29 protein-coding genes are annotated in these 22,952 nt (G+C 46.5%); 20 read left to right on the forward strand and 9 right to left on the reverse strand.

From position 1 onward, the window contains the following. Nucleotides 1-8: 8 nt before the first annotated feature. The 12 genes from rpsU (at nt 9) to M1403_03980 (ending at nt 8,538) form a co-directional block, all read left to right on the forward strand. The gene (rpsU, locus tag M1403_03925; protein ID MCL4398139.1) at nt 9-194 is read left to right on the forward strand and encodes a 30S ribosomal protein S21; all 186 of its coding nucleotides are present in this window, start codon (nt 9-11) and stop codon (nt 192-194) included. Continuing rightward, nucleotides 194-628 (forward strand): GatB/YqeY domain-containing protein, encoded by a 435-nt coding sequence (locus tag M1403_03930; GenBank protein MCL4398140.1) that lies wholly within the window; start codon nt 194-196, stop codon nt 626-628. Before rpsU ends, M1403_03930 begins: the two co-directional genes overlap by 1 nt. Continuing rightward, the gene (gene ybeY, locus M1403_03935) at nt 621-977 is read left to right on the forward strand and encodes an rRNA maturation RNase YbeY (protein MCL4398141.1); all 357 of its coding nucleotides are present in this window, start codon (nt 621-623) and stop codon (nt 975-977) included. The genes M1403_03930 and ybeY overlap by 8 nt, the downstream gene beginning before the upstream one ends. Nucleotides 978-987: 10 nt before the next feature. Beyond that, nucleotides 988-2,361: a DNA polymerase III subunit gamma/tau gene (dnaX, locus tag M1403_03940; protein ID MCL4398142.1), complete on the forward strand. Its 1,374-nt coding sequence runs from the start codon at nt 988-990 to the stop codon at nt 2,359-2,361. A 17-nt stretch (nt 2,362-2,378) separates the two neighbouring features. Beyond that, nucleotides 2,379-2,654 carry a YbaB/EbfC family nucleoid-associated protein gene (locus tag M1403_03945; GenBank protein ID MCL4398143.1) on the forward strand — a complete coding sequence of 92 codons (276 nt, stop codon included), beginning with the start codon at nt 2,379-2,381 and terminating at the stop codon, nt 2,652-2,654. 1 nt (nt 2,655) lies between these two features. Then, nucleotides 2,656-3,273 (forward strand): recombination mediator RecR, encoded by a 618-nt coding sequence (gene recR, locus M1403_03950; protein MCL4398144.1) that lies wholly within the window; start codon nt 2,656-2,658, stop codon nt 3,271-3,273. Between the two features lie 9 nt (nt 3,274-3,282). Beyond that, on the forward strand, nt 3,283-4,254 hold the full coding sequence (locus M1403_03955) for an LD-carboxypeptidase (GenBank protein ID MCL4398145.1): 972 nt from the start codon (nt 3,283-3,285) through the stop codon (nt 4,252-4,254). A gap of 170 nt (nt 4,255-4,424) precedes the next feature. Next, nucleotides 4,425-4,859 (forward strand): hypothetical protein, encoded by a 435-nt coding sequence (locus M1403_03960; GenBank protein ID MCL4398146.1) that lies wholly within the window; start codon nt 4,425-4,427, stop codon nt 4,857-4,859. Between the two features lie 2 nt (nt 4,860-4,861). Beyond that, nucleotides 4,862-5,563 carry a lycopene cyclase domain-containing protein gene (locus M1403_03965; GenBank protein MCL4398147.1) on the forward strand — a complete coding sequence of 234 codons (702 nt, stop codon included), beginning with the start codon at nt 4,862-4,864 and terminating at the stop codon, nt 5,561-5,563. After that, nucleotides 5,560-6,870: a cysteine--tRNA ligase gene (gene cysS / locus M1403_03970; GenBank protein ID MCL4398148.1), complete on the forward strand. Its 1,311-nt coding sequence runs from the start codon at nt 5,560-5,562 to the stop codon at nt 6,868-6,870. The genes M1403_03965 and cysS overlap by 4 nt, the downstream gene beginning before the upstream one ends. A gap of 5 nt (nt 6,871-6,875) precedes the next feature. Further along, nucleotides 6,876-7,589 carry a hypothetical protein gene (locus tag M1403_03975; GenBank protein MCL4398149.1) on the forward strand — a complete coding sequence of 238 codons (714 nt, stop codon included), beginning with the start codon at nt 6,876-6,878 and terminating at the stop codon, nt 7,587-7,589. A 46-nt stretch (nt 7,590-7,635) separates the two neighbouring features. Continuing rightward, nucleotides 7,636-8,538 (forward strand): polysaccharide deacetylase family protein, encoded by a 903-nt coding sequence (locus tag M1403_03980; protein MCL4398150.1) that lies wholly within the window; start codon nt 7,636-7,638, stop codon nt 8,536-8,538. On the opposite strand, the gene M1403_03985 is transcribed toward M1403_03980, so the two are convergent. Genes M1403_03985 through M1403_04000 form a run of 4 tightly spaced genes read right to left on the reverse strand, consistent with a single transcriptional unit; the run spans nt 8,539 to nt 13,157 of the window. Then, nucleotides 8,539-9,990 (reverse strand): glycosyltransferase family 39 protein, encoded by a 1,452-nt coding sequence (locus M1403_03985; protein ID MCL4398151.1) that lies wholly within the window; start codon nt 9,988-9,990, stop codon nt 8,539-8,541. It lies immediately after the preceding gene. Beyond that, nucleotides 9,983-11,512 carry a glycosyltransferase gene (locus M1403_03990; protein ID MCL4398152.1) on the reverse strand — a complete coding sequence of 510 codons (1,530 nt, stop codon included), beginning with the start codon at nt 11,510-11,512 and terminating at the stop codon, nt 9,983-9,985. The genes M1403_03985 and M1403_03990 overlap by 8 nt, the downstream gene beginning before the upstream one ends. After that, nucleotides 11,513-12,673 carry a glycosyl hydrolase family 8 gene (locus tag M1403_03995; GenBank protein MCL4398153.1) on the reverse strand — a complete coding sequence of 387 codons (1,161 nt, stop codon included), beginning with the start codon at nt 12,671-12,673 and terminating at the stop codon, nt 11,513-11,515. Nucleotides 12,674-12,677: 4 nt separating this feature from the next. Continuing rightward, on the reverse strand, nt 12,678-13,157 hold the full coding sequence (locus M1403_04000; protein ID MCL4398154.1) for a hypothetical protein: 480 nt from the start codon (nt 13,155-13,157) through the stop codon (nt 12,678-12,680). A gap of 172 nt (nt 13,158-13,329) precedes the next feature. Here M1403_04000 and M1403_04005 point away from each other — a divergent pair, with 172 nt between their 5' ends. Then, entirely contained in the window at nt 13,330-15,315 is a 1,986-nt protein-coding gene (locus tag M1403_04005) for a glycoside hydrolase family 5 protein (protein MCL4398155.1), read from the forward strand. A 174-nt stretch (nt 15,316-15,489) separates the two neighbouring features. Next, nucleotides 15,490-15,813 carry an FKBP-type peptidyl-prolyl cis-trans isomerase gene (locus M1403_04010; GenBank protein ID MCL4398156.1) on the forward strand — a complete coding sequence of 108 codons (324 nt, stop codon included), beginning with the start codon at nt 15,490-15,492 and terminating at the stop codon, nt 15,811-15,813. Here the strand turns inward: M1403_04010 and M1403_04015 are convergent, their stop codons facing one another. Next, the gene (locus M1403_04015; GenBank protein MCL4398157.1) at nt 15,814-16,401 is read right to left on the reverse strand and encodes a lactate utilization protein; all 588 of its coding nucleotides are present in this window, start codon (nt 16,399-16,401) and stop codon (nt 15,814-15,816) included. A 117-nt stretch (nt 16,402-16,518) separates the two neighbouring features. Here M1403_04015 and M1403_04020 point away from each other — a divergent pair, with 117 nt between their 5' ends. From M1403_04020 to M1403_04030, 3 genes are all read left to right on the forward strand, one after another. Beyond that, complete coding sequence (locus M1403_04020; GenBank protein ID MCL4398158.1) at nt 16,519-16,737, forward strand: hypothetical protein; 219 nt, start codon at nt 16,519-16,521, stop codon at nt 16,735-16,737. A 2-nt stretch (nt 16,738-16,739) separates the two neighbouring features. After that, a complete protein-coding gene (locus M1403_04025) occupies nt 16,740-17,024 on the forward strand; it encodes a hypothetical protein (GenBank protein ID MCL4398159.1) in 285 nt (94 codons plus the stop codon). 226 nt (nt 17,025-17,250) lie between these two features. Then, complete coding sequence (locus M1403_04030) at nt 17,251-17,610, forward strand: hypothetical protein (GenBank protein ID MCL4398160.1); 360 nt, start codon at nt 17,251-17,253, stop codon at nt 17,608-17,610. Here the strand turns inward: M1403_04030 and M1403_04035 are convergent. Continuing rightward, nucleotides 17,584-18,285, reverse strand: a complete 702-nt coding sequence (locus M1403_04035) for a DUF72 domain-containing protein (protein ID MCL4398161.1) — start codon at nt 18,283-18,285, stop codon at nt 17,584-17,586. The two genes, M1403_04030 and M1403_04035, sit on opposite strands and share 27 nt — an antisense overlap. Nucleotides 18,286-18,316: 31 nt before the next feature. On the opposite strand from M1403_04035, the gene M1403_04040 reads away from it, so the two are divergent. Beyond that, nucleotides 18,317-18,853, forward strand: a complete 537-nt coding sequence (locus M1403_04040; GenBank protein MCL4398162.1) for a hypothetical protein — start codon at nt 18,317-18,319, stop codon at nt 18,851-18,853. Here the strand turns inward: M1403_04040 and M1403_04045 are convergent. The 3 genes from M1403_04045 to M1403_04055 form a co-directional block, all read right to left on the reverse strand. Next, complete coding sequence (locus M1403_04045; protein ID MCL4398163.1) at nt 18,819-20,102, reverse strand: hypothetical protein; 1,284 nt, start codon at nt 20,100-20,102, stop codon at nt 18,819-18,821. The two genes, M1403_04040 and M1403_04045, sit on opposite strands and share 35 nt — an antisense overlap. A gap of 38 nt (nt 20,103-20,140) precedes the next feature. Beyond that, a complete protein-coding gene (locus tag M1403_04050; protein MCL4398164.1) occupies nt 20,141-21,190 on the reverse strand; it encodes a glycosyltransferase family 4 protein in 1,050 nt (349 codons plus the stop codon). Between the two features lie 76 nt (nt 21,191-21,266). Next, complete coding sequence (locus tag M1403_04055; GenBank protein MCL4398165.1) at nt 21,267-21,647, reverse strand: SPW repeat protein; 381 nt, start codon at nt 21,645-21,647, stop codon at nt 21,267-21,269. Between the two features lie 103 nt (nt 21,648-21,750). Between M1403_04055 and M1403_04060 the strand changes: the two genes are divergently transcribed. Together M1403_04060 and M1403_04065 are read left to right on the forward strand one after the other, a co-directional pair. Next, entirely contained in the window at nt 21,751-22,563 is an 813-nt protein-coding gene (locus M1403_04060; GenBank protein MCL4398166.1) for an aldo/keto reductase, read from the forward strand. Then, nucleotides 22,560-22,802 (forward strand): hypothetical protein, encoded by a 243-nt coding sequence (locus tag M1403_04065; GenBank protein ID MCL4398167.1) that lies wholly within the window; start codon nt 22,560-22,562, stop codon nt 22,800-22,802. Before M1403_04060 ends, M1403_04065 begins: the two co-directional genes overlap by 4 nt. The last annotated feature ends 150 nt before the right edge of the window (nt 22,803-22,952 follow it).

Genomic DNA, 22,952 nt, shown 5'->3' on the forward strand with positions numbered 1-22,952 from the left:
TATGGTAAATGGTAGTTGTCAAAGCACAACCAGGACAATCATCGGATCAGGTAATTCGCGCGTTTCAGAAGAAGGTTCTCAATGAGAACATTCTTGACGAGCTTAAAAAACGGGAGTTTTATCAAAAGCCGGCGTTGGTGCGAAAAGCCAAAGCGATGGCGCGCAAACACCCAAACCGGAGACAAACCTATTAATGTTACTTGACCAGCTCCAATCCGAACTTAATACGGCCCTCAAAAATCGGGATCAGGTGAGGGTGGATACCCTGCGTTTTCTGCTAGGCGCGATCTTTAATTTTCAGATCGAAAAGGGCAAAGACTATGTGGCGACAGACAATGATGTTCTCAATGTCATTTCTAAGCAAGTCAAAACCCACAAAGAATCTATCGAAATGTTCCAAAAAGCCGGAAGACAGGACTTAGTCGACCGGGAACAGTCAGAACTACAGATACTCCAAAGCTATTTACCGGCCCAGATGAGCGAAGAAGAAATAAAAAATAAGATAGAAAAGATAAGAAAGACTAATCCGGGAGCGGACTTCGGGACTTTAATGAAACTTTCTATGGCCGAGCTAAGAGGCAAGGCTGACGGAGCGGTAGTTGCCCAACTGCTTAGGAGTAATGGCTAAAGTTTTAATTCTGACGGATTCCCGGTATCCGGTTTCCAAACCGAAAATCCAAGCGGCGGTGGAATCCGTCCTCAAATCGAGAAAAATTAACACTAATGTTGAGGTCTCGATCCTGGTGTGCGGGCGGAGGAAAAGCCAGGAGCTGGCTCACAAGTATCTTCACGACGATAGACCGCATAATGTCTTGTCTTTTCCCCTGGAAAGTTTCCCGGTGCTGGGAGACATTGTGGTCTGTTACCCCATTGCTCAGGAGGAAGCCAACAGGGATAATGTGCTGGTAGATACCAAGGTTTGTGAGCTGATCAGCCACGGCATGCTCCATCTTCTAGGAGAACACCATCCGGAGTAAAATACGCTAGATGTTTTACCGAAAATACCGTCCTCAGGCTTGGGAAGAATTGGCGACTTCTAAAATTCGCGACACTTTGGGCAAAGCCATTCTTGAAAATAACTGGTCGCATGCTTATCTGCTCACCGGGAGTCGGGGAACAGGAAAAACTACCACTGCCCGGCTGATTGCCAAGACTGTCAATTGTACCAATCGTAAGAAAGGCGAGGAGCCCTGCAATAAGTGTGATTCCTGTGTGGCCATAACGGAAGGGCGCAGTCTCGATGTCATCGAAATTGACGCGGCTTCCAACACCGGTGTAGACGATATTCGCGATCTTCGGGAGAAAGTGAAACTGGCGCCGGCTAGTTCTAAATATAAAGTCTACATTATTGACGAAGTTCATATGCTTTCGACTTCGGCCTTTAACGCTTTACTGAAGACTTTGGAAGAACCTCCGGCTCAGGTGATTTTTATCCTGGCGACAACAGATCCCCAGAAACTTCCGGAAACGATTGTGTCGCGCTGTTTGGTTTATGATTTCGGCCGGGCAAAGGAAGAGGAAATAAAAAATCGGCTGACAAAAATTGCGGAGTTTGAAAAAATAGAAATCAAAGAAGAGGTTCTGACAGTAGTGGCGCAAAGAGCCAACGGGTCGCATCGTGACGCCCAGAAAATTCTTGAGCAGTTGATCTCCTCGGGTGCTAAAGCAGACTTGGAGCGTCTAGAAGCGCTAAACCTCACACAAAATGAAGATGTCGCCAGAAAACTTCTGAGGCTTTTGGCGCAACATAAACAAACCGAGGCGCTTAAGGAAATTGAAACTTTTGTGGCGGCCAACGGAAAATTTAAAGATTTAATTCTGGCGATGATCTCTCAACTTCGGGATATTCTTGTATTCGGAAAGAGGGAAGCAGGAATAAACGACACAAAAATATTAATTGAGAAGTTAATAGAGGCGAATTCTATGCTTCGGGATAGTCCGCTGCCTTCTTTGCCGCTGGAATTAGTGGTCGTGGAATGGTGCCGGGTTCCAGATGATAGCGGGAGACAGAAGGCAGAAAACAGATCCGAGGAAACAGAAAACAGAACCGGGGCAATTAAAGACACGGAACATAAAGAGAAAGAGAAAACCACGGACGATGGAAGCGGATATCAGTCAATAGTAGATAAATGGGCGGAGATTGTCGCGGCGACAAAACCTTACAATCATAGTCTCAATGCTTTTCTGAAAGCGGCCAACCCCCAGGAAATAAGTAACGGCTTTCTCGTTATTGGTGTGGCCTACAAATTCCACAAAGAAAAATTGGAAGAACCCAAAAACAGGGACGTTTTGGAACAGGTTATCTCTGATATAATAGAAAAAGAAATAAAGGTTAAGTTTAAACTTAACGAAAAGAAATGAGGTGAAGGTTAATGGGAATGTTTGACGGCTTAAAACAGCTCGGTGACCTGAATCAAATGCGCCAGCAGGCGCAAAAAATCCAGCAACAGCTGGCGGCTGAAAAGGTTGAAGTGACCAAACAGACAGCGAAAGGCCAGCTGAAAATTGTCCTGACCGGTGACCAAAAAGTTCTGGAAATTTCCTGGGACGGACAACGCGACTTCGAGCTGGAACAGGCTCTGGGCGAAGCACTTTATAAATCACAGATGATTGCGGCAAGCAAGTTACAGGATTTGACTGGAGGGGTGCAGTAAGGTGCCGTTTCCGAAACAAATTCGCGATTTGATTGAAGCGTTTGAAAGACTACCGGGGGTAGGGGAAAAAACCGCCCAACGGCTAACTTTCTATTTACTTCATGTTCCCGAGCCGGAAATTAACAAGCTTGGTAATGCTGTCTTAAATCTTAAAAAAGAGATCTTTATTTGTTCAATCTGCAAGAATATCAGCGATAAACAAATCTGCGAAATATGTTCGGACCAGACCCGCGACCATAGTACTATCTGTGTCGTCGAGCAGCCTTTGGATGTTTTTAGCCTCGAAAGTACCGGCAAGTATCACGGGGTATATCATGTCCTGCACGGCGTGATTGATCCGCTCCATAACATTGGGCCGGAGGAACTGTATATCGAAGATATGATTGAGAGAGTCAGCGGGAAAGGAGATAAGGTAAAAGAAGTTATTCTGGCCCTGAACCCGACTATGGAAGGCGAAGCAACGGCCATGTACATTGCCAATAAAATTCGATCCGCCAAAAGGGCGGACGAATTTCGAATTTCCCGTTTGGGTATGGGGATGCCCACGGGTGGGGATATCCAGTACGCCGATGAGACTACTCTCTCCCGTGCGCTTGAGGGGCGAAGGAATTACGAGTAGAATAGCTCTATGGGGAAGATAATTAAGCCCAAAGCTCTTTCCAAAGGAGATACTGTCGCGATTGTGGCCCCTTCCGAGCCGGTAACTAAAGCTAACCTTGAGAGCGCTGTCCGGTTTTTGGGAAATATGGGCTTTAAAGTCAAAACCGGAGGGAACATTCTGAAAGCCATCGGCGATTATGTGGCCGGAACGCCGGTCGACCGGGCGGCAGATTTCAACTGGGCTTTTTCAGATCCAGAAGTTTGCGCCGTGCTTTTTGCCGTCGGCGGCATGGGCGCCTCGCAGATTCTGGACAAAATCGACTTCGATAACATTAAAAATAATCCCAAGATTTTCGTCGGCTATTCCGACGCGACGACTTTGCAACTGGCGATTTTGGCGAAAACCGGGTTGTTAACTTTTCACGGTCCCAACGCGCTATCTTTGCCGGATTTCCGGACAACAGGCTACACCCTGTCCAATTTTTGGAAGATGCTTTCCTTACCCCAAAGCGAAGCTGGCACCACCGTTGTCGAGCCGCAATCAGTCTGGCAGGAAGTCCGGCCCGGCGCGGCGGAAGGGGTTTTATTTGGCGGCAATTTAAGTTGTGTCTGTAAGCTTTTGGGGACAGAGTGGGACCCGTTCGTGGGACTGGACCGGCAGTTCGGCCCGGAAACAAAATATCTTTTTTTCTGGGAAGAGGATTACGAGCAGTTTTCGGAGATTATGCGCAATCTCTGGCAGATCAGAAACACCGGTTTCTTTAAGAAAATTGCCGGGATGATTGTGGGCAAACTGACAGCGGTCGCGGAGGTAGACTACCAGAATTTTCCGACCAAAAAAGAATTAATCCGGGAGATTTCCGAACCCTTTGGGTTCCCGATTCTTTACGGCGTGGATTTTGGCCACGAAGTGCCCAGAACAACCATTCCGATCGGTGTTCAGGCAAAAATGGATACGGCGACAAAAAAGCTGGAAATTCTGGAAGCGGCAGTGGTATAAAATGGGTCCTGCCAGGCCTTGGTGGCTAGGTAATTTGTTCTCGCGCTCGGCCGCGATCCCGAGTACTCATTACATTCAGTAAATGTAACCGTTTCCTGATTCAGGTGCCCGGGCCGCTTACCCTCGCGCTGCGAAAAATTACCCACGCCGCCATAAGTTATAATGAAATTATGGATAATCCGTTACGGCAGGTTACTGATGAAATGGGAGAGCTGGGCAAAGACACGGCCAAAACTTTTGTCCGGGATGTGGTCAAAGGCGTCCCAAAATCGATAAAGACACAGGTAGTTGGACAGACAATAGATAACGGATCCGGGACAGCGGACAAGAAACAAGATACAAGAAACAAGAAAATGGATCCGGTGACGGGAAAACCAATCCCCACAAAAAAAGCCCTGACGCAATTGACCCAAGCAACGGCCCAATATCAAAAAACAAAACTGCAAAAACTGCGGGAAGAGTTCGACAAGATGAAACTGCCGTCGGCTACGCCGGAGAAAAAGCAGGAAGAACTAATCGCCAAGAAAAAGTCCTTTGATGTCGTGGCTCAAACTCTCAAAAGTGCCGAATCAACCGGCGAGTTTGGAAGACAGGTGGGAGGATAATAATGTTTTATTTGAATTACCGCTATGCTTATTTAATCGGTGATCTATTAATCTGTTTTCCTGTCTGGTTGCTGCTTTTTCTGCGCCGCAGGGATTTAGGAAAGGAGATCTTACTGGCGAGTGTAATTTGTGCTTTATTGGGTCCGATTTCCGAATTTTGGTATCTTCGTGACTATTGGCATCCACAGACAATCACCGGAACCGGTTTTGGTATCGAAGACGTTTTGTTCGGTTTTTTTATTGGTGGGATCGGAGTGTCGTTATACGAAGAGGTATTTGGTGAGAGATTTGCCAAGAGGGCTGACCGAAAACATCACTGGACATGGCTATTATTGCCTTTTACGGGATTAGGTTTGCTTGTTTTGAACGGCCTGAACCTATATTTGGGGATAAATTCTATTTATGCTTCCAGTATAATGTTTTTTGTCCTGGCCTTAACTATGTTGTGGTTTCGCCGCGATCTGTGTATCGACGCCTTTGTCAGCGGAATTCTTTTAACACTGTTTGGCTTTCTTGCTTATAGAGGGTTGCTGACGGTTTTTCCGGAGTTAATTTTCAGGTGGTGGAAACTGGAAAATATCAGTGGAGTATTATTATCTGGTATTCCGGCCGAAGAACTACTTTGGGCTTTTACTTTTGGTCTGGTTGCCGGGCCGGCATATGAATTCTTTGCGGGATTAAAGCTTAAAAACTTGAAGAAATGAAAATATATAACACTTTGACCCGGAAAGTTGAGGAGTTGAAGCCGATCTCCGATCGGAAAATAAATATGTTTGTTTGTGGGCCAACGGTTTATGACTATGCCCATATCGGCAACGCCCGAACCTACATTAATTTTGATTTTTTTGTTAAATATCTGCGTTTTCGCGGCTTCGATGTTTTCTATCTGCAAAACATTACCGATATCGACGACAAGATAATCGCCCGGTCAAAAGAGCGGATGATCAGCTGGGAGACTTTGGCCAAAGAGTACGAAGAAAAATATTATGAAGACATGGCCGCGTTGGGAGTGACGGCGGTAGCCGAATACGCCCGGGCCACGGATTATATTCCCCAAATCGTCCGCCAGGTAAAAATTCTCCTGGAGAAGGGCTATGCCTACAAAACTTCCGACGGTGTTTATTATGACATCTTCAAATTTGCTGACTACGGTAAGCTGTCAGGTCGGACCGAAGCAGACCAAAATGCCGGGGTTTCCCGGATTGACGAAAGTTTGGATAAGAAAAATAAGAACGATTTTGCTCTCTGGAAATTTTCCAGACCAGACGAACCGTCCTGGGAGACTGAACTTGGCCGGGGTCGGCCCGGATGGCATATTGAAGACACAGCCATTACCGAAGCCCATTTTGGGTCCCAGTATGACATCCATGGCGCGGCAGTGGATTTAATGTTTCCGCATCACGAGGCAGAAATTGCCCAGATGGAAGCGATTTCCGGCAAAAAACCGCTGGCAAAGTATTGGATGCACGCTGCTTTTTTGAATATGAACTCGCAAAAGATGAGTAAAAGCAAAGGAAACTTTACGACGGCTCGGGAAGCGACCCAAAAGTGGGGGGTTAGGCTCCTAAGGTTCTTTTTTATCAGCAGTCATTATCGGACAGTCCTGGACTATTCGGAGGCAAGTTTAGAACAGGCCAAAGGAGCCCTGGAAAGACTGGATGGATTTATTCTCAAGATTGATAAAACCAAAGAAGACGATATCAGTCAATTAAAAACAGAAGTCCTCGCGGCCCTGGACAATGATTTTGACACCCCCAAGGCATTAGCGGTGCTCTTTGATTACATCCGCGACAATCGCGACAAAGCCGGTAAAAATGCTTACGCCTTTTTGCAGGAATTAAACGCTGTTTTCGGTTTTCTGATCTTTGAAAAAGAAGTCCCGGAAGAAATCCAGAAGCTAATCAATAAGCGGGAGGCGCTTCGTAAAGAGAAAAAATACGCGGAAGCTGATAAACTGAGAGAGGAAATAGAAGCAAAGGGGTATAAAATAGAAGATAGAGCAATAAAATAACACTTGTGTCGCTGCCCAGATATTTACAAATCATTTTAGGAATTGTTGGCTTCATTTTTATCGGTAATCTCGTGCTGCTGGATTATTTCTTTGTTTCTCAGCGAGGCGATCTTTTAGATTTTCAGGCCCGGTTGAGCCAGCTTTCGGGCTCTTTTACCAATCTCAGCGCCAGGATATACACCGCTCCGGCAGGCAACCCGGCGGAAGTAAAATCTCCGACTCCGGCGCCGGCACCGACAAACGAGGCTTGCCCGCAAACTTGTTTAACCGCGATTGACACTGCAGTCAAAACCGTCAATACTTCCCGGTCGGTGGTGACAACGACCACTACCGCCCCGGCAGCGCCAAGAGGGGAGTATTTTATTCCCTTAGGCTCCGGGTCGGTGAGCAATACTGACTACAGTAACACTAACTGGAAAACAATTGACGCCGCTCAGGCCACTTTTGATATTAGTAATTACGGCAACGTTAAAGCGGTCTACTTTGAAGCTACACTGAGAAACGGGTCCATAGGCGAAGCCCACGCGCGGCTTTTTGACAGCACCACGCCGCTGGTCTTTTTCAATTCTGAAGTTTACGCTTCGACCTCAACTGCGACTTTTATTTCGACGCCGATATCTATTACCAGCCCGGGCCCAAAAACTTATAAAGTCCAGATGTATTCCACTCTTTCCACCGGCTACCTCGACCAAGCCAGAATTCGGATTGTGACGCAATAGATGTTTCCCGCTTTACGCCCTTCGTGAATGTCGGTACAATGGCGATATGGCGAGAAAGAATACTACCGGCCAACCTTTAAACAGTAACAAAGTGTGGGGATTTTTGGCTCTTTGCGGGGCGCTAACCACTATTATGTTGGCAATCAATTTTTGGTATAACCCAGCCAAAAAATTGCCGGAGTCAACGGTAAACGACTATTATCCGGCCGCAGTGTTTAAGATTCCCGAAGAAGTTTTGAAAGAACGAATCGCGACCCAATCTGCCCAGACAATGCGAATTCCCATTATAATGTACCACTACATCGAATATGTCGACAAAACCAAAGATCCGGGGAGATTTAATTTGGCCACCGCGCCGGCAGTTTTGGGAAAAGAGGTTTCTTCATTAAAATCAGCTAATTACCATTTTCTTTTCGCCAGGGAAGTGCCGGATATCTTGGCGGCGAAACAGGCAATGCCGCAAAAGCCGGTAGTTTTGACTTTTGATGACGGTTATGAAGATTTTTATTACAATGCGCTGCCGATTCTCAAAAAATATAACGCGAAAGGGACGATTTACATAATTGTCGATTTTATCGGCCGGCCGGGGTATCTTACCTTGAAGGAACTGGAAAAAATTCGGGATAGCGGGGTAGTAGAAATCGGGGCGCATACTCTGCATCACGCCTATCTTAAAGGCCTAAATATTAATACTGCCAAGAGAGAGATTGTTGGCAGCAAGACGAAACTTGAAAGCCTATTGGGGATCGGAGTGCCGTCGCTGGCCTATCCTTACGGCGCGTTTTCTCAAGATACCATTAATATTACTAAAGCGGCCGGGTTCACCAATGCGGTGTCCGTCATCCCCGGGGTGAATCAATCAATGGATAATGAGTATTATCTCTATCGCCTTCGCCCCGGCTACCTGGGTTACGCTAACCCGGCCAAAAGTTTGGATAATTACAAATAACTAACTGTACCGCAGCTTGTATACCCTTAAATCGATTCCTGACGGAAAAACTTTGTCTTCGAGAAGTTTATAGTGGGTGTCCATGTAGTTTCTGATCCGGGATTCATAGCCCTGATCATAGGACAAAACAAGAAATAAACGGTTATAAATCTGGCTGTAGCTGGCCAATTGGGACTGCATGCTATTTACGGTAAACGGCGGGGTCGGACCGACAGCATATTGGTCCCAAAGGGGAATGGTGACAATCTTTGTGTGTCCTGTATAAGAGTATTCCAGCGGGTAAATTGTGAACGGGGCAGAAACGGCAATAATGTCTTGGGGGGCAGCGTTTTGATCCAGAAAATTGCTGACTTGTTGATAATCCTCTTTAACCGGCGTGTTGACGGAAAAGTTTTGCACCAGAAGAAGGCCGACCATGATGACCAAAAGGATAGTCGTAAAAAGCCGGGATAAGCCGGCCGGAAAATTTTCCAAAGCCCACGCCAGAAGAAAAAATAAAGTAGGCAAAACGAAAATCAGATATCGGGCCAGAAAAATCGGGCGAATAAAAGAAAGCAGAAAGGTAAGAATGATCGGAAGGAAAGATAAAAGCATAAAATAATCGATTTCCCGGGCGTGGTTAAGTTGGGGCCGGTTGGTGAAAACTAATAACATGAACAGAACGATAAGGGGCCAGAAAGAAACCAGAACCCCGGTAACCACCGGATTTTGAAAACCAAAAAGGAAACTGATCAGGGTTTCAAAAATATTAAAAGTTGTCGGTGTGGGGATGACCGGTTGAGTGGCGGCTGCCAGGCCGTTGATGAAGACATAAACGGCCCAAGGAAGAAAGCCAAAACCGGTTAGGAATAACAGTCCGAAAAATTTCAAAAATAAATTCCGATGCCGGATAATGGCATAAAGAAACTGGGTTAACAGGACGAAAAAGAAAAAGTAATGGGTAAAAGTTCCGATAACTGCGGATAACACAAACCCTAGTTTTCCTGTTTGCCCCCGGGTTCTTAAAAATTGCAAATAATAAATATTGTTTATCGTAGTAACTAGAGTAAAAAGAGTGTAAGTTCTGGTTTCGTTGCTGTACCACAGAACAAAAGGCGAAAGGGCGAAAAGAGCGACTGTTAGAAAGGCGATTCGGGTGTTACTGGCTTCTTTAAACAAAATATAAATTGCGCCTAGGGTCAGCAGAAAAAAGATCAGTGATAAGGTTCGGGTAGCGTCCAGGCTGGTACCAAAAACCTGGACCCAAAAATGCAGGAGAAGATTATAAAGCGGCGGGTTCACATCCTGAGACTGGAGATACAAAATGTCTCTGACGGATTTAGTTGAGACCCAAATAGATTGGGATTCATCCAGCCGGATTGACTGAGAATATAGGGAGAAGGAACTGATTAACACGGAAAAAAGAACGATTAAAAGAAATCCTACCGGAACTGAAAAGATTCTCTTAAGCATAATTTTCCAGCTTGCTAATTTTTTGGGACGGCTTTGGAGTCCAGAGTTTGTCCCAGGTATAAGCGGCGCGGATAAAAGGAATAAAAGTGACAACATTAAAAGCGGCCCAGGCGATGTTGGTGGCGACTGACGGGTCAAATCCCTCCCGGTGGATCGCTACCGCCACTGCGATCGCGGCCAAAAATATATAAACTAAATGCGGGTAGGCCAGGAAAAGAAAATTGCCGGTTTGGGCGGTTTTGGGGGTGACAGAAAAAGCGGTTTTTTGCCGCAAAAGCACCGCTTTTAAAGCTAGAAGGTACCCAGTCCAATTGGAGAGACCAAAAGAATTGGCCCGGAAAGTAAAACTGCCGCCGGAAACCACAAGCAGCGTGTAAAGCTGCAGAGCCATGTAGGGGATGAAAAAAATGGCGAAAGTCGTAGTCATAGCATGGACCGGTTCCAGGCCGGTAAACAAAAAAATCAAAGGCATGACTATATCCACAAAAATTACCGGCCCGCCAAGGTAAAAAGCGGCCGAAGACAGATATTGCAGTTTTTGCTGCCAGGTTAAACCTCTTTTAAGTATCGGGTTTTGGCCAAAAGCTACCTCCAGCGACCCTCTGGCCCAACGCAGCTGTTGTTTGAAATATGAGGACAAATCTTCCGGAGCCAAACCGGTGGCCAAAACTTCAGGAAGGTAGTATGACAGATAACCTTGCTGATGGATTCTGATAGAAGTTAAAAAATCCTCAGCAATATTGTCTTCAGCCATACCGCCGACATTCGTTAAAGCTGACCGGGCAATGGCGACATTAGTGCCGCAGATGAAAGCAGCATTGTCCCGGTCTTTACCACGCATGATTGGTCCGAAAAATAACTCCTGCTGTTCCCAGGCGCTGGTGGTGACATAATTTTTTTCCCAATTGCGGTAATACTGGGGTGTCTGAACGAAACCAACCCGGCGATCAATAAAAAACGGAATGGTTTTTTGAAGAAATGCAGGGCTCGGAGCCATGTCGGCATCGAAAATAACCACAATCGGGGCGGCAGTCTGGCGCAAGGCGTTATTAATGTTGCCCGCTTTCGCTCCTGGGTTGGTCGGCCGCATAATGTGATTTACTCCAAGTTCGGTTGCCAAAAGTTCTACCTCTTTCCAATTGTCTTTTTTAAGGGCGAAACCGTCATTGAGAATATAAGTTTTAAAGTTTGGATAATTCATATTTTTGGCAGCCAAAATAGTTTGCCGGACAATTTCCGTCGGTTCGCCGGCGACGGTAATAAAAACATCAACCGGCGGAGAGAATTCTTTGGTTTGGGCGAAAGGAGCGGTTTCACGCCGGTTATTTTTTGCCGGCCAAAGAGTGTACCAAAAAGTCCAAGCCATAAAGACATGGTAAATTTCTCCGATTAGAAGTAACGAAAACAAAATCGGATTGCCGATTACTCCTGGGGTGAACCACCAAGAGAGGTAGAGAAGAGCCATAAAAAAATTGATTATCAGCAGCTCTTTAGCTACCGGGCGGTAAGGAATCTCGTTCATTTAAAAAGGAATTAAATATTGGTTATAGAGTCCCGCACCAAACCAGAGCCAGTTTTGGTCATAGTAAGGCAATGTGGACACGAATGAATTGGTGTCGTTAGAATAAAGTTTCAGGATTTTGTCCTCATACATTTTTTTGGCAAGACCCGGATTAGTAAGAAGAAAATATCCTTCAGCGGTAGCATACATTGCGGGACTTTCGTCAGCGTTAATAACGGTGCCGTCATGGGCGTAGGTTGCCGCCAGTTTTCCGGTTGTCTGATAGTCAGTCGAAAGTTTTTGAAAATGGCTGGTTAAAAAACTTTGGGCCCGGGGCTCTTTATTCCATTGCCAGTCTAAATTAATTCGCCAGGGAATCCGCATGGCGTCGAAAGAATAATTATTATCTAATTGGGAAATACCAGGACTGACCAGGTCATTATTAAACCGGTTCACGGCGATCCAGTCGGGGGGAAGTCCGGAATTGGGGTCAGCGCTTTTTTCCAAAAGCTGATAGGCGGGAGTAATCAAACTGTTCCAGTCGTGTTTAGTGTCTACTTGGGCAAAAATCCGCCAGGCATAAGGAGCAAAATATGAGGGATTAATAATCAGCCGGTCAGGGTTTTGAGCCCAGTTGCCGGCGACAACATATCTGGTTCCGGCCGAAGTAGTGGCAGTGTCAATCTTCCAAAGATCGGGCAAAATGGCATTGGCAGCATTGAGATAGGGTTGCTCCCGCCAGCGGCGATTTGCCAAGATTAGTGCCAAAGCTATGTCCGTATCCGCGTCTGAAGCGCTGTTGTCTCCGCCGCCGTCTAAAAAGCCAAAACCGCCGCTGGTTCGCTGACCCCAGCGCCAGCCGAAAAGATTATCCCCCGGACGTTTCAAATTTTGGCTGGTCCATTTCCAGCACAAATCGAATTCGGCCTTATTGTCAACCCAGACAGAGCGCAGGAGACAATAACTTTGGCCTTCAGAAGTAGTTAGAGAACTTTGGGAATAGTCGATAACCCGGCCGTCACTGTTTATAAACTGGGTTTTGTATTTTTCCCAGGACGAGGTCATGATGACATTGCCGGAAAAGGTCCGCGGGATTTGAGAAGTTCGGGAATTGAAATACAGAACCCCCAGGAAGAGGCCTATTCCCAGAAGGATTGCCAGATAACCAAGAGATTTTTTCATAGGTCTACGGACGAATTAACAATAATCCGGCAGAAACCAGGCCGGTGGCTAACCCTAAAAGCAAAAGAGTGTAGGGCAAGGGCAAAGTGGCGCTCTGATAATACTGGCCGGGAAGTAAGCGGGAGAAAAGCAATAGTGGCGGACGGATTATTGAAAGCGCGCCGGAAGCCAGGCTTTTGACCACCGGATTGGGAATATTATTAATCTGGCTGGCCACAGCGGAAGTAATATCCGGCAGCGCGGCCGGGGAGCTGACCGGAGTTATCATCTGAGCCGTCGGTGTAGAGACGGCCGAGGGAGTGCTGATAATGGCTGCCGGAGGAGTTGCCGATGGGATGCTGGGCGCGGGGGTGGCGGTTAAAACCGGAGGGAAAATCAGTTGGGGGATAGCGGAACCGGTTGCCGGAGAAGCAGAGGGAGTGGCGGGGACGACAATTTTAACTTGGGTTTGGACAATTTTATACGGCGGGAGGGAATACGGCATGTTTTGATTGTGCGAAGTCCACATAAAAAGAAAATGAGAGGTGGGTAAGAAAGTGGGAAACAGACCGCCAGATCGGGCCAAATGAAATAAATTCCGCTTGGCTTGACACCGGAAAGAACCTCTGATAGGATGCCCCCTTGTTGTCTGTTCCGATTCGATTGGAATTTGCCTGATGAGAAAATTTCTCACCAGCGTCCTGCTTGCGGCTGCCCTTATTTTTGCAGGCGGACCATATATAGTTTTGGCAACCGGCGTTACCTGGTCAAACTGGTCCTGGGGAAGCCAAGTCAGTGATATTAACGCCAATCCGATTTCCTGGACACCAGGCGGTTGGGGCGGGCTGTATCTTCATACCGATACCGCCATCGATCCGAAAGCCGCCGCTTCTTTTAACTTCACGATTAATAATGTTCCCAATGGTGAGAAAATCCGGGCTTTCTTCTATGACCAAAATAATAATCAACTGCCGCAACTGGCTGAAATTTCTTCTTCCGGTGATTATAACTACCCGATAAATAATCCCATCAAGGGTTTTGCTCTTCAGGAGGGCACCGGAAATAACCAACCAACAATAACAGTCAGTAACATTAATTTGCCGGCGCCGGCCTCGACGCAAGATACCTCGAATACGACTAATACCTCAAATACGGCAAGCAACGCCACTTATTCAGATTTTTCCTCCTGGCAAAACTGGTCCTGGAACGGTCAGGCCAATATCGGCTCCACCATTACTTTCCAGTCCGGAGGCCAGTGGGCGGGATTGTACTTACACTCTGACACGGGGATTAATACTGGCGGTTTCAACTATTTAAGTTTTAACGCTAAAGCTTCCCAACCGGGAGAAAAATATCGGGTTATTCTTTATGATGACAATAATCAAACAACAAACCTTGGCAACGCGATTGATAATCTCGACGGTTCGACAGTCAATATTGCCCTTTCCGATTTAAACGGGACCAACCGGGTGATCAAAGGCATTGTTTTTCAGGACATTGGAACGGTTCAGGGGATGCTGACGATCACCAATCTTACCATGATGGCCAATATTAATAATGCTATCCTTCCCGCGCCGGCGCCGCTGCCAATCTTTGCGCCGGCCGCGGCCAGGGGTAGCTATACAGTCAACAACGGCGGTATTTATCAGGGAAGCACCAAAATTAATTTGCATGGAATCAACTGGTTTGGTTTTGAAACCAGCACGAATGTGGTTCATGGTTTGTGGGCACGGGGCTATAAAGACATGATTTCCCAAATTAAATCTCTGGGCTTTAACGCTGTCCGGCTGCCGTATTGTCCCGCGAGTGTTCAAGGCGTAGCGACTACTTCTATCGATTATTCCAAAAACCCGGATCTGGCCGGCCTGAACAGCTTGCAGGTGATGGATAAGATCGTGAACGAAATGAGCAATCAGGGGATCTATGTTCTTTTGGATTCCCACCGGCCGGATTGTAATACTCAGTCAGAACTTTGGTACACCGGGTCCTACTCCGAACCCCAATGGATTAATGATCTGGTAACCCTGGCGAAAAGATACGCCGGTGTATCGAACTTCATCGGCCTGGATCTGAAAAATGAGCCGCATGGATCGGCTACTTGGGGTACAGGAAACAGCAGCACTGATTGGAATCTCGCGGCGGAAAAAGCAGGGAACGCAGTTCTGGCGGCAAACCCTAATATATTAGTATTCGTCGAGGGCATTGGCGATAACCCGACCTGCCAAGATTCTAACGGCCATTTCTGGGGCGGTAATTTGGCGCCGGTCAAATGCAAAACTTTAAACCTGCCTTCCAATAAATATGTTTATTCGCCCCATGTCTATGGCCCCGATGTTTCCTGGCAATCCTATTTTGGGGCGGGGGATTTTCCCAATAACATGCCCGCAATCTGGGACTCGCAGTGGGGCTACCTCGAGAGTACGAATGCTTTAGCACCGGGAGAATGGGGCGGAAAATATGGGACCAATGGCGGAAGTCCTGCGGATGTTACCTGGGAAAACGCTTTCGCCAAATACTTAACTTCCAAAGGTGTCTGTAGTTCGTTCTACTGGGATTTAAACCCGAATTCCGGCGACACGGGCGGAGTGTTGCAGGATGACTGGACTACACCCGTAAGCAGTAAAGTTTCACTTCTGCAAAACTACTTCAATTCCTGCCGCTAATCGGTTATATTAATTTCTATGAAAGATAAGCTTTATTGGGGACTGGTAGTATTTTTGGTAGCTGCCATTGCGGGGGTTTTGGTGTTAGGATTAAAAGATAATAAAGCTCATATTGAAGAAAAACCGCTAACCGTGACTAATTCTGCGAACACGACCAATACTAATAACCAGCAGTTGAAAATTGAGGACTTAACTGTCGGGACGGGCAGTGCCGCGGAGAACGGAGATACCGTGACAGTAAATTATACCGGGACACTGACTGACGGAAAAAAGTTTGACAGCTCCTATGACCGCCACGAGCCGTTTAAGTTTAAACTGGGCGCGGGTGAAGTGATCCGAGGTTGGGACCAGGGGATTTTGGGAATGAAAGTCGGCGGCAAAAGGAGATTAACTATACCGCCGGAATTGGGCTATGGCTCAAGAGGTGCGGGTGCGGCCATTCCGCCAAATTCTACCCTGATTTTTGAAGTCGAGTTGCTGGATACCTCAAAAAAATAGTTAAAAGCCTAAAAGTTCTTCGACAAGGATAATTTTAATCCGGCCGGGCTTGATCTCATGATTAATAATTAAGATTTTGGCGACTTCACTGCCGACGCCGTAAGCTTTGTGGGCTCGGGCATCTTCTAGGGGAAGCGAATGCTCGTAAATTCGCTTAAAAGCCATGTCTAAATCAGCAACGATTTTTTGGGTTCCGACAACCCAGAGCACGTGATTGGCTCCATAGGCATAGGCGGGCAATTGGCTGCCGGTTTTGGAAGCAATCAAAACCTGGCCGTTTTCCGTAATGGCGTGAACCGAGCCGACGGCCCAGTCGGGGACAGAACCAAGATAGCCTTTTTCTTTAATAATTTTACGGACTGAATCATACCTGTCTGACTCGTTTAGTTCCTGTGACAGACCAATTGTTTCCAAAGTCATCGAAGTCATGGTCATAACCTGGGCGTTTTCGGGGATAATTTCCAAAGCCATTTTTTTGGCCTCGGTGCTGTCTCGGGCGATGATAGCTTCCATGCCATTGTTTTGCAGGGCCGTTACCGCTTTGTTTATCAGCTTTTTCTCAGGAAGTTGGGTAAAACTTAATTCCATTAGTCAAAATTATAAACCAGAAATTTTAAAAACAGGATAAATTTTATGTTTCTTATAGATTTACTACGGATTTATAACTCGCAGTTTAAAGCTGATTTCTATCCTTATTTCTGATTTATGGCAAAAAGAAAAGGCAAAAGGCCGGTTATCCCTGACAATCCATATATTAATGACTCTGATGAAGCCAACATTGATACGAACGAAGTTGCCGGAGTGCGCCGGGGAAAAAACGACACGACTGATGCCGGAAAAGAAGAACCTTCATATGAAGATACTCTTGAGACTGAGAATCAGGAAGAGGGTGAAGGATTGAACGATACATCAGGGGGTGATTAATTATGGCTAATGGACAGGGAACATCAAAAACCACAACCGATCATAACGCCATTAAAAAATGGGCGGAGGAACGCGGCGGCAAACCGGCCAAGGTGAAAGGTACCGGCGGTGGCGGAGATGTCGGCATGATCCGGTTTATGTTCGGCGGCAACGACCAGGCTCTCGAGGAAATTTCCTGGAACGATTTTTTCAAAGAGTTTGATAACAAAAAACTGGCTCTGCTTTACCAGGATAAAACCCGGGAAGGACAGTTGAGCCGCTTTTTCAAATTTGTGAGGGCGAGATAAAATCGGATAAAATCACTTTGATTTTACCTTCAGGTTGATCTTTTTTGGTTTGGCTTCCGGGGCAATTGGAGCGGTGACCGTAATAATGCCGTTATCACATTCCGCGGTAATCTTGTTGGCATCGACGGCCCGAGGCAAAGTGGTGGATAGGGGCGGAAGGTCAAAAAAGGTTAAGATTTCAGTTGGAAATTCAAGGCAATGATTCTTGTATAATAAATTCAAATATATGGATCAAATAGTAAAAGAAGTAATTGACCAGCTGAAAGCACAACTACAGTCTCATAGACAATCTGTCAGCCATGCGGTCACGGCTTCGCGGGAAGCGCCGAGCCGGATGGAAGCCAGGTATGACAGCCGCAAAGAAGATATGGCCAATTTGGCCAATGCTCAGGATGAAATCGTCGCTCAGTATGAGCAATTAATTATTGAGTTGGAAACAACCGTGAACCAACCGGTGTTTGACGGGAAAGGTGGTTATTACCTATTAGTAAGCAAATACGGCGGAAAAAGTTTTCAAACTTCGGCGGGAAAAGTGACCCTGGTTAGCATCGAATCACCTTTAGGTCAAAAGCTGGCGCAAAGTTAGGGCGTTTTTGGGGGCGAAGCCAAAAGCATCATTGTTAAAGTAAGCATACACGCTCATATTTTTGTCCAGATATTTCCTAATATGTCCAGCATAGTCCTCTAGTTCCCCGGAAGTGTACTCGCTGCTATACAGACTCCGGCTGCCGTGGAAGCGGAGATAAATAAAGTCAGCCGTGCTTTCCCAGACGGTGGGCAGCTGTGGATGACTGATAATGACATAGGCGCAGCAGTGTTTTGCTAAAAATTCATAAACATCGGGACTGTTCCAGGTTTCATTACGAAATTCGAAAGCCTGCCGCACCCCGGGAAAGAGTTTTAGCCGGCGCAAATTCTTTTTCTCCCCGGGAGAAAATTGGAAAAGAAGCGGCCCAAGATGGTTTTTCAATAGCCTTGCCCGGGCCACAGTTTCCGGCCAGACAGTGGGGTAGCGGTTGGCCTTAATAGAATAGATAAAATCTTTGGGCGCCCGCTCGAGCCAGTTTTCCCAGGTGTTTATTTTTGGCAGACCATAGTAAGTATTATTGATCTCGACGGTGTCGAAGACTGACGCGTAATACGCAAACTCTTCTTTTTGCGGTAAACCTTGCGGATAAAAAACGCCGCCGCGCCAGTGGGCGTAATTCCAACCGGAACAGCCGATCCATACTTTTCCCATTCTTACAGGCCCCTTAATCATATTTTAAGCTCAAAAAATAAGATTTGCGTATATGCAGACCCTGCCCCTGCGCGATAGTGATGATCTTTTACCTTTGATCCGTCTGGTGGGCCAAAGGAGTGTTGCCGGTTTTGCGGTGAAAACGATTTCGCATGAGTTTACCAACTGGAAAACGGAAATTACCAAAAAGCTGATTGTTAATCAGGGGTTTGATTTTCTCGTGGTGCCGGAGTGCGCGAAAACTCTTGATGAATATGTTCGCCGGCTTGACGGCGGCAAGACAGCCTATGAAACTTTGCGCCGGTGTCCAAAATATGCCACCTGGGAAATGCTGGGTTTTTTGGAGTGGTTGCGGGATCTCAACGACGGCCTGCCGGATTACCAAAAAATCAGTTTTGTTAAGCAGATACCAAAGAATCCGGACCCGAGAAACCGCTTTCTTTTTTGGGAAAAACCGCGGGGGGTTAAAATTCGTCTGGAAACGGGCAAAAATGATGAATTAATTTTGGTTTCAAAAAAAGAAGCGGTTATTAAAGTTTCCACCCTTCGTCCGGTTAACCCGTTGGATTTTCAGGGGGAATGGCTGTAGTCAGGAAATCTAAAGCGACGGCCGCGGACCAAGCTTGTTGCCGGCATGAGGTCTGGCCGGACTCATTTTTGTATTCATGAAAGTTACCGTCTACGCCTTTCGTGTAAAGCTCAATCGGGGTTTGAAAATATGATAGGGCCTTGAGACTAGCCTCTTTTAATAAACTCGCTTCTTTGGCAAATCCCCAAATCTCCAGACCCTCATGAGCCAGACCGTTTAGGACCGGCCAAAAACTGCCGTTGTGATAGGAATTTTGTCCCGGATTAAAAGTCGGCGAGAGAGTACTCATAGTCCGGATGCCGGCGTCAGGATCAAAAAGATCCGGCAGGAAAGAGCGGGAGACCAAATCGTTAACAAACTTGGCATCCAAAATGCTTTCTACTCCGTTTTCGCTGCGGTAGCTGGCCCAAAGGAGAATTAAAGGATTACCGGTCACGGTCTCGATCCGGTTTTTGGAACCGTCTAAAGCTTGAGCCGGAAAAGTATAACCTTCACTTTGAAAGAGGAATGTTTCGTTAAAGCGACGTTTTAAATTATTCGCAAAATCCCGCAACTTTTCGTCGGAAAAGTAATCGGCCCAAAGCCGCAGGGCCAGCCAGGCGTAACCCTGAACTTCCACCGGAGCAATCGGGTAAAGCGGCATAGTTCCGTCGGGCCGCAGCAGTGATTCTGAAGAGTCGGTCCACGACTGCACTGGCAGACCGCCGTGCTGACGCTTTGGCGATAAACCGTATTCCAAAAGATTGTCTTGATCCCGGTCGCCGAAATTCATCAGCCAATCCAGTCCTTTGCGAACGGCAGGCAAAACGAGCCTGGCATAATCCTCGTCATTAAAGTATTGGGCAAATCGGCGCATGGCAATTAAAGCTAAGGGGGTGGCGTCGATGGAGTCAAAATTGCGCAAAATGCCGTCGGGATAAACATACCAGGGATTAGTCTTATTGACTAAATGTTCATATTTATCCCGGCGCAATTCGTGAATAAATTTCCCCGGCTCTTCGCCGCTTTCCAGATTAATATTTTGGCCCTGTAAATTAATCAGAGTAAAAATGGCCTGGCGGCAGATAGAAAGTAATTTTTCGTCGGGCTTTTTTTCCAAACTTCGCAAGATTTTTAAGGCGGAAATGACATTATCGCGGCCGAAAAAACAATTAAAAATTTCCCCGCGGCCGGAGGCGTTTAAACCGTCGGCACTGGCGAGATCCAAAAGAGTTTGATAGGAAACCTGATAAAGTTCGGTTCTGGACATGCTGTCTGAGGCTAAGATAGCACCACTGTCAAGGGGCTTCAAGGGGGAAGATTGAGGGAATTTTTCCTGATTATTTCTTCATATATTTTTATGTAGCCGTCTGTCATCTTTTTGCCATTAAATTTTTCCAAAGCGTATTGGCGGCAATGCTTCCGATCAATTTTGGGAAGTTTGGGGACAGCGTTAATCATGCCATCAATATCCTCAACGACAAACCCGGTCCGGCCGTTTTTGACCACTTCCGGGATTGAGCCGTTGCGAAAAGCGATGACCGGCGTGCCGCAGGCCATGCTTTCAATCATCGTCAATCCGAACGGCTCCGGCCAGGTAACCGGATGGAGAAGAGCCAGAGCCCGGCTCATTAATTTATTTCGCTCGTTTTGATCGACTTCGCCCACCCAACGCACTTGGGAAGAAAGGTTGGGGCCGATATATTCCTGAAAAAAGGGCATGTCCAGAAAGTCCAGTTTGGCAGCCATGATCAAAGGAATATTCAAAAGCTGCGACACTTCAATGGCAATATGGGCGCCTTTTTCCAAGGATAACCGTCCGACGAAAAGCAAATAGCCGTCATTTCCAGAACTAAACGGGAAATCTTTCATGTTTAAGCCGTTATAAACAACCCCGGCTTTGTTCATGTTCGGGGCCAGTTTTTCCTGCATTTTGGAGATGAAAACAAAACTAATTTTTTTGCCGAGGCGGGAATAAAATTGCTTGTTAATCGGGTCAAAAGAACCGTGCAGAGTCATGACGACCGGCGTATGCGAACAGTTAGCCGTGGGCAGGGAAAGATGGCCGTTGTGGTCGTGAATAATATCGAATTCACCCTGCCTTTCGTAGGCCACGCCGATATTAAGCATGGTCCAGTAGTTTGGGCCGTAAATATCTTTCAGGCGGGAATCGCGAATGGAGCGGGGAGTGACGGAAACCAGCTTGGCGGAAGTGACCGAATCGCCGCTGGCAAAAAGTGTGACTTCGTGGCCGCGGCGCACCAGCTCTTCAGTTAAAGCGGAAACCACCCGTTCTGTCCCGCCGTATTTTTTCGGCGGCACCGATTCGACGATCGGGGCGATTTGCGCGATCCTCACATGAATTATCTAACTCTCTGACCATAAGAATTTCATAAATTTGGGGCAAGGAATTTAAAATATTATAATGTAATGCTCAGACAGTTGCGGTTCGTCCCCGGATCATCCGGGTTTCTGTCACCGATCGGGAACTGAGGATCGCGACAATAACTCCAGCGATGACATTGGCCCACTGGGCTGAAACTGTCGGGTAGCCCAAGATAAACGGCGAAGCGATCATCCACAGACCCAAAATAAAATTAACCCAGCTTAAAAATTCTGCCTGTCGGGGAGTGGCAATCCTGATTAAGGCCAAAATTGAGACCACCGCGCCGACGATGACATTATTCCAGAGGTCGCCCACAATGGTGTTATAACCGAAAATAAACGGCGAAATAATCAGCCAGATGCCGGCCAGGACATTAATCCCGCTGACAGTTCTTTCGTGGCCTTCGTGTTTCTGTTCTTCTTTTGGCATATTTTTCACCACCTTTCAATTGTTGGCAGGGTAGGCCGGCAGGCTTAATTATTGGCCAAAGCAGCGTAAGGGAAGGGCAAGAGTGCTAGAATAAATTAAACGAATGAAATACTTCAAATTTAAAACGGGGACCGAAATACCGGCTCTGGGGTTTGGGACCTGGCAGTTGGAGGGGGAAAAGGTGGCGGAGCCGCTATCAATAGCTTTGGAAGTGGGTTTTAGACATATTGATACTGCTTGGATCTACGCTAACCAAAACGAAATAGGCAAGGTCCTGCAGGACAGTAAAATACCCCGCCAGGAATTGTTTGTGACTTCCAAAGTCTGGACCACTCAGCTTCGTAAACAAGATGCCGTTAATTCCTGCAAAGAAACCTTGGAACAGCTGCGGCTTAGTTACCTGGATCTGTTTTTAATCCATTGGCCCAATAAGGATATTCCGATTCGGGAAACCCTGGAAGCCCTGGAACAGTTAAAAGAAGAAAAATTAATCCGGGATTTCGGGGTATCGAATTTTAATATTGCCCGTCTTACGGAAGCTTTAAAATATTCTTCTGAAATAGTTGATAACCAGGTGGAGTTTCACCCGTCCTTAAATCAGAAAGAACTGAAAAGTTTCTGCGACAAAAACAATATTTTAATGACCGCGTACAGTCCCATTGCCCAGGGACAGGATCTCAAACTGCCGGGGGTCAGCAAGTTGGCGGACAAGTATAAAAGAACCCCGTCACAAATCATTATTAACTGGCTAATTTCCAAAAATATAATTGCCATTCCCCGGTCCGGGGATCGGGAACACATTGCAGATAATTTTCACAGCCTGGATTTCCAGTTAAGCGAAGAAGATACACAAATAATTGATAATATCGGCGGCGAAAACAGGTTAGTTAATCCAAAATTTTTTATCACGGAATGACTTTATACTGGCAGAACTGTTTGCATAAAGGTCACATGTGCTCCTGGAACTGCAAAGAAGGCGAGCCCTGCAAAATTGATGAGATTGTCGGTCGGCCACATTCTCCGCGGGAACCGTTAACTACCGGTGAATGGGTAAAATGCATTAATATTGCCGCTAACCCCGGCCGCAGCCGGAATAATCCCGACCGTCACCGCTTTTACCCCGCTAAACTTTTAAGAACTTACACTCCAAGGTGAAGTTGCAAACAAGGAAGAAGCCTCAGTTGAATCATAAATTACCTTTAAGAATGGCACTTGGGCTCCTATCTCGGGTAAATTAACAGCAACAGTTGAGTTTAAAGGTAGAGAGATTTCTAACCCCGAAACTACTCCTTTAACTACTTGAGA

The organism is Patescibacteria group bacterium, assembly GCA_023380635.1.
Taxonomy (GTDB): Bacteria; Patescibacteriota; Microgenomatia; order JAMCZE01; family JAMCZE01; genus JAMCRP01.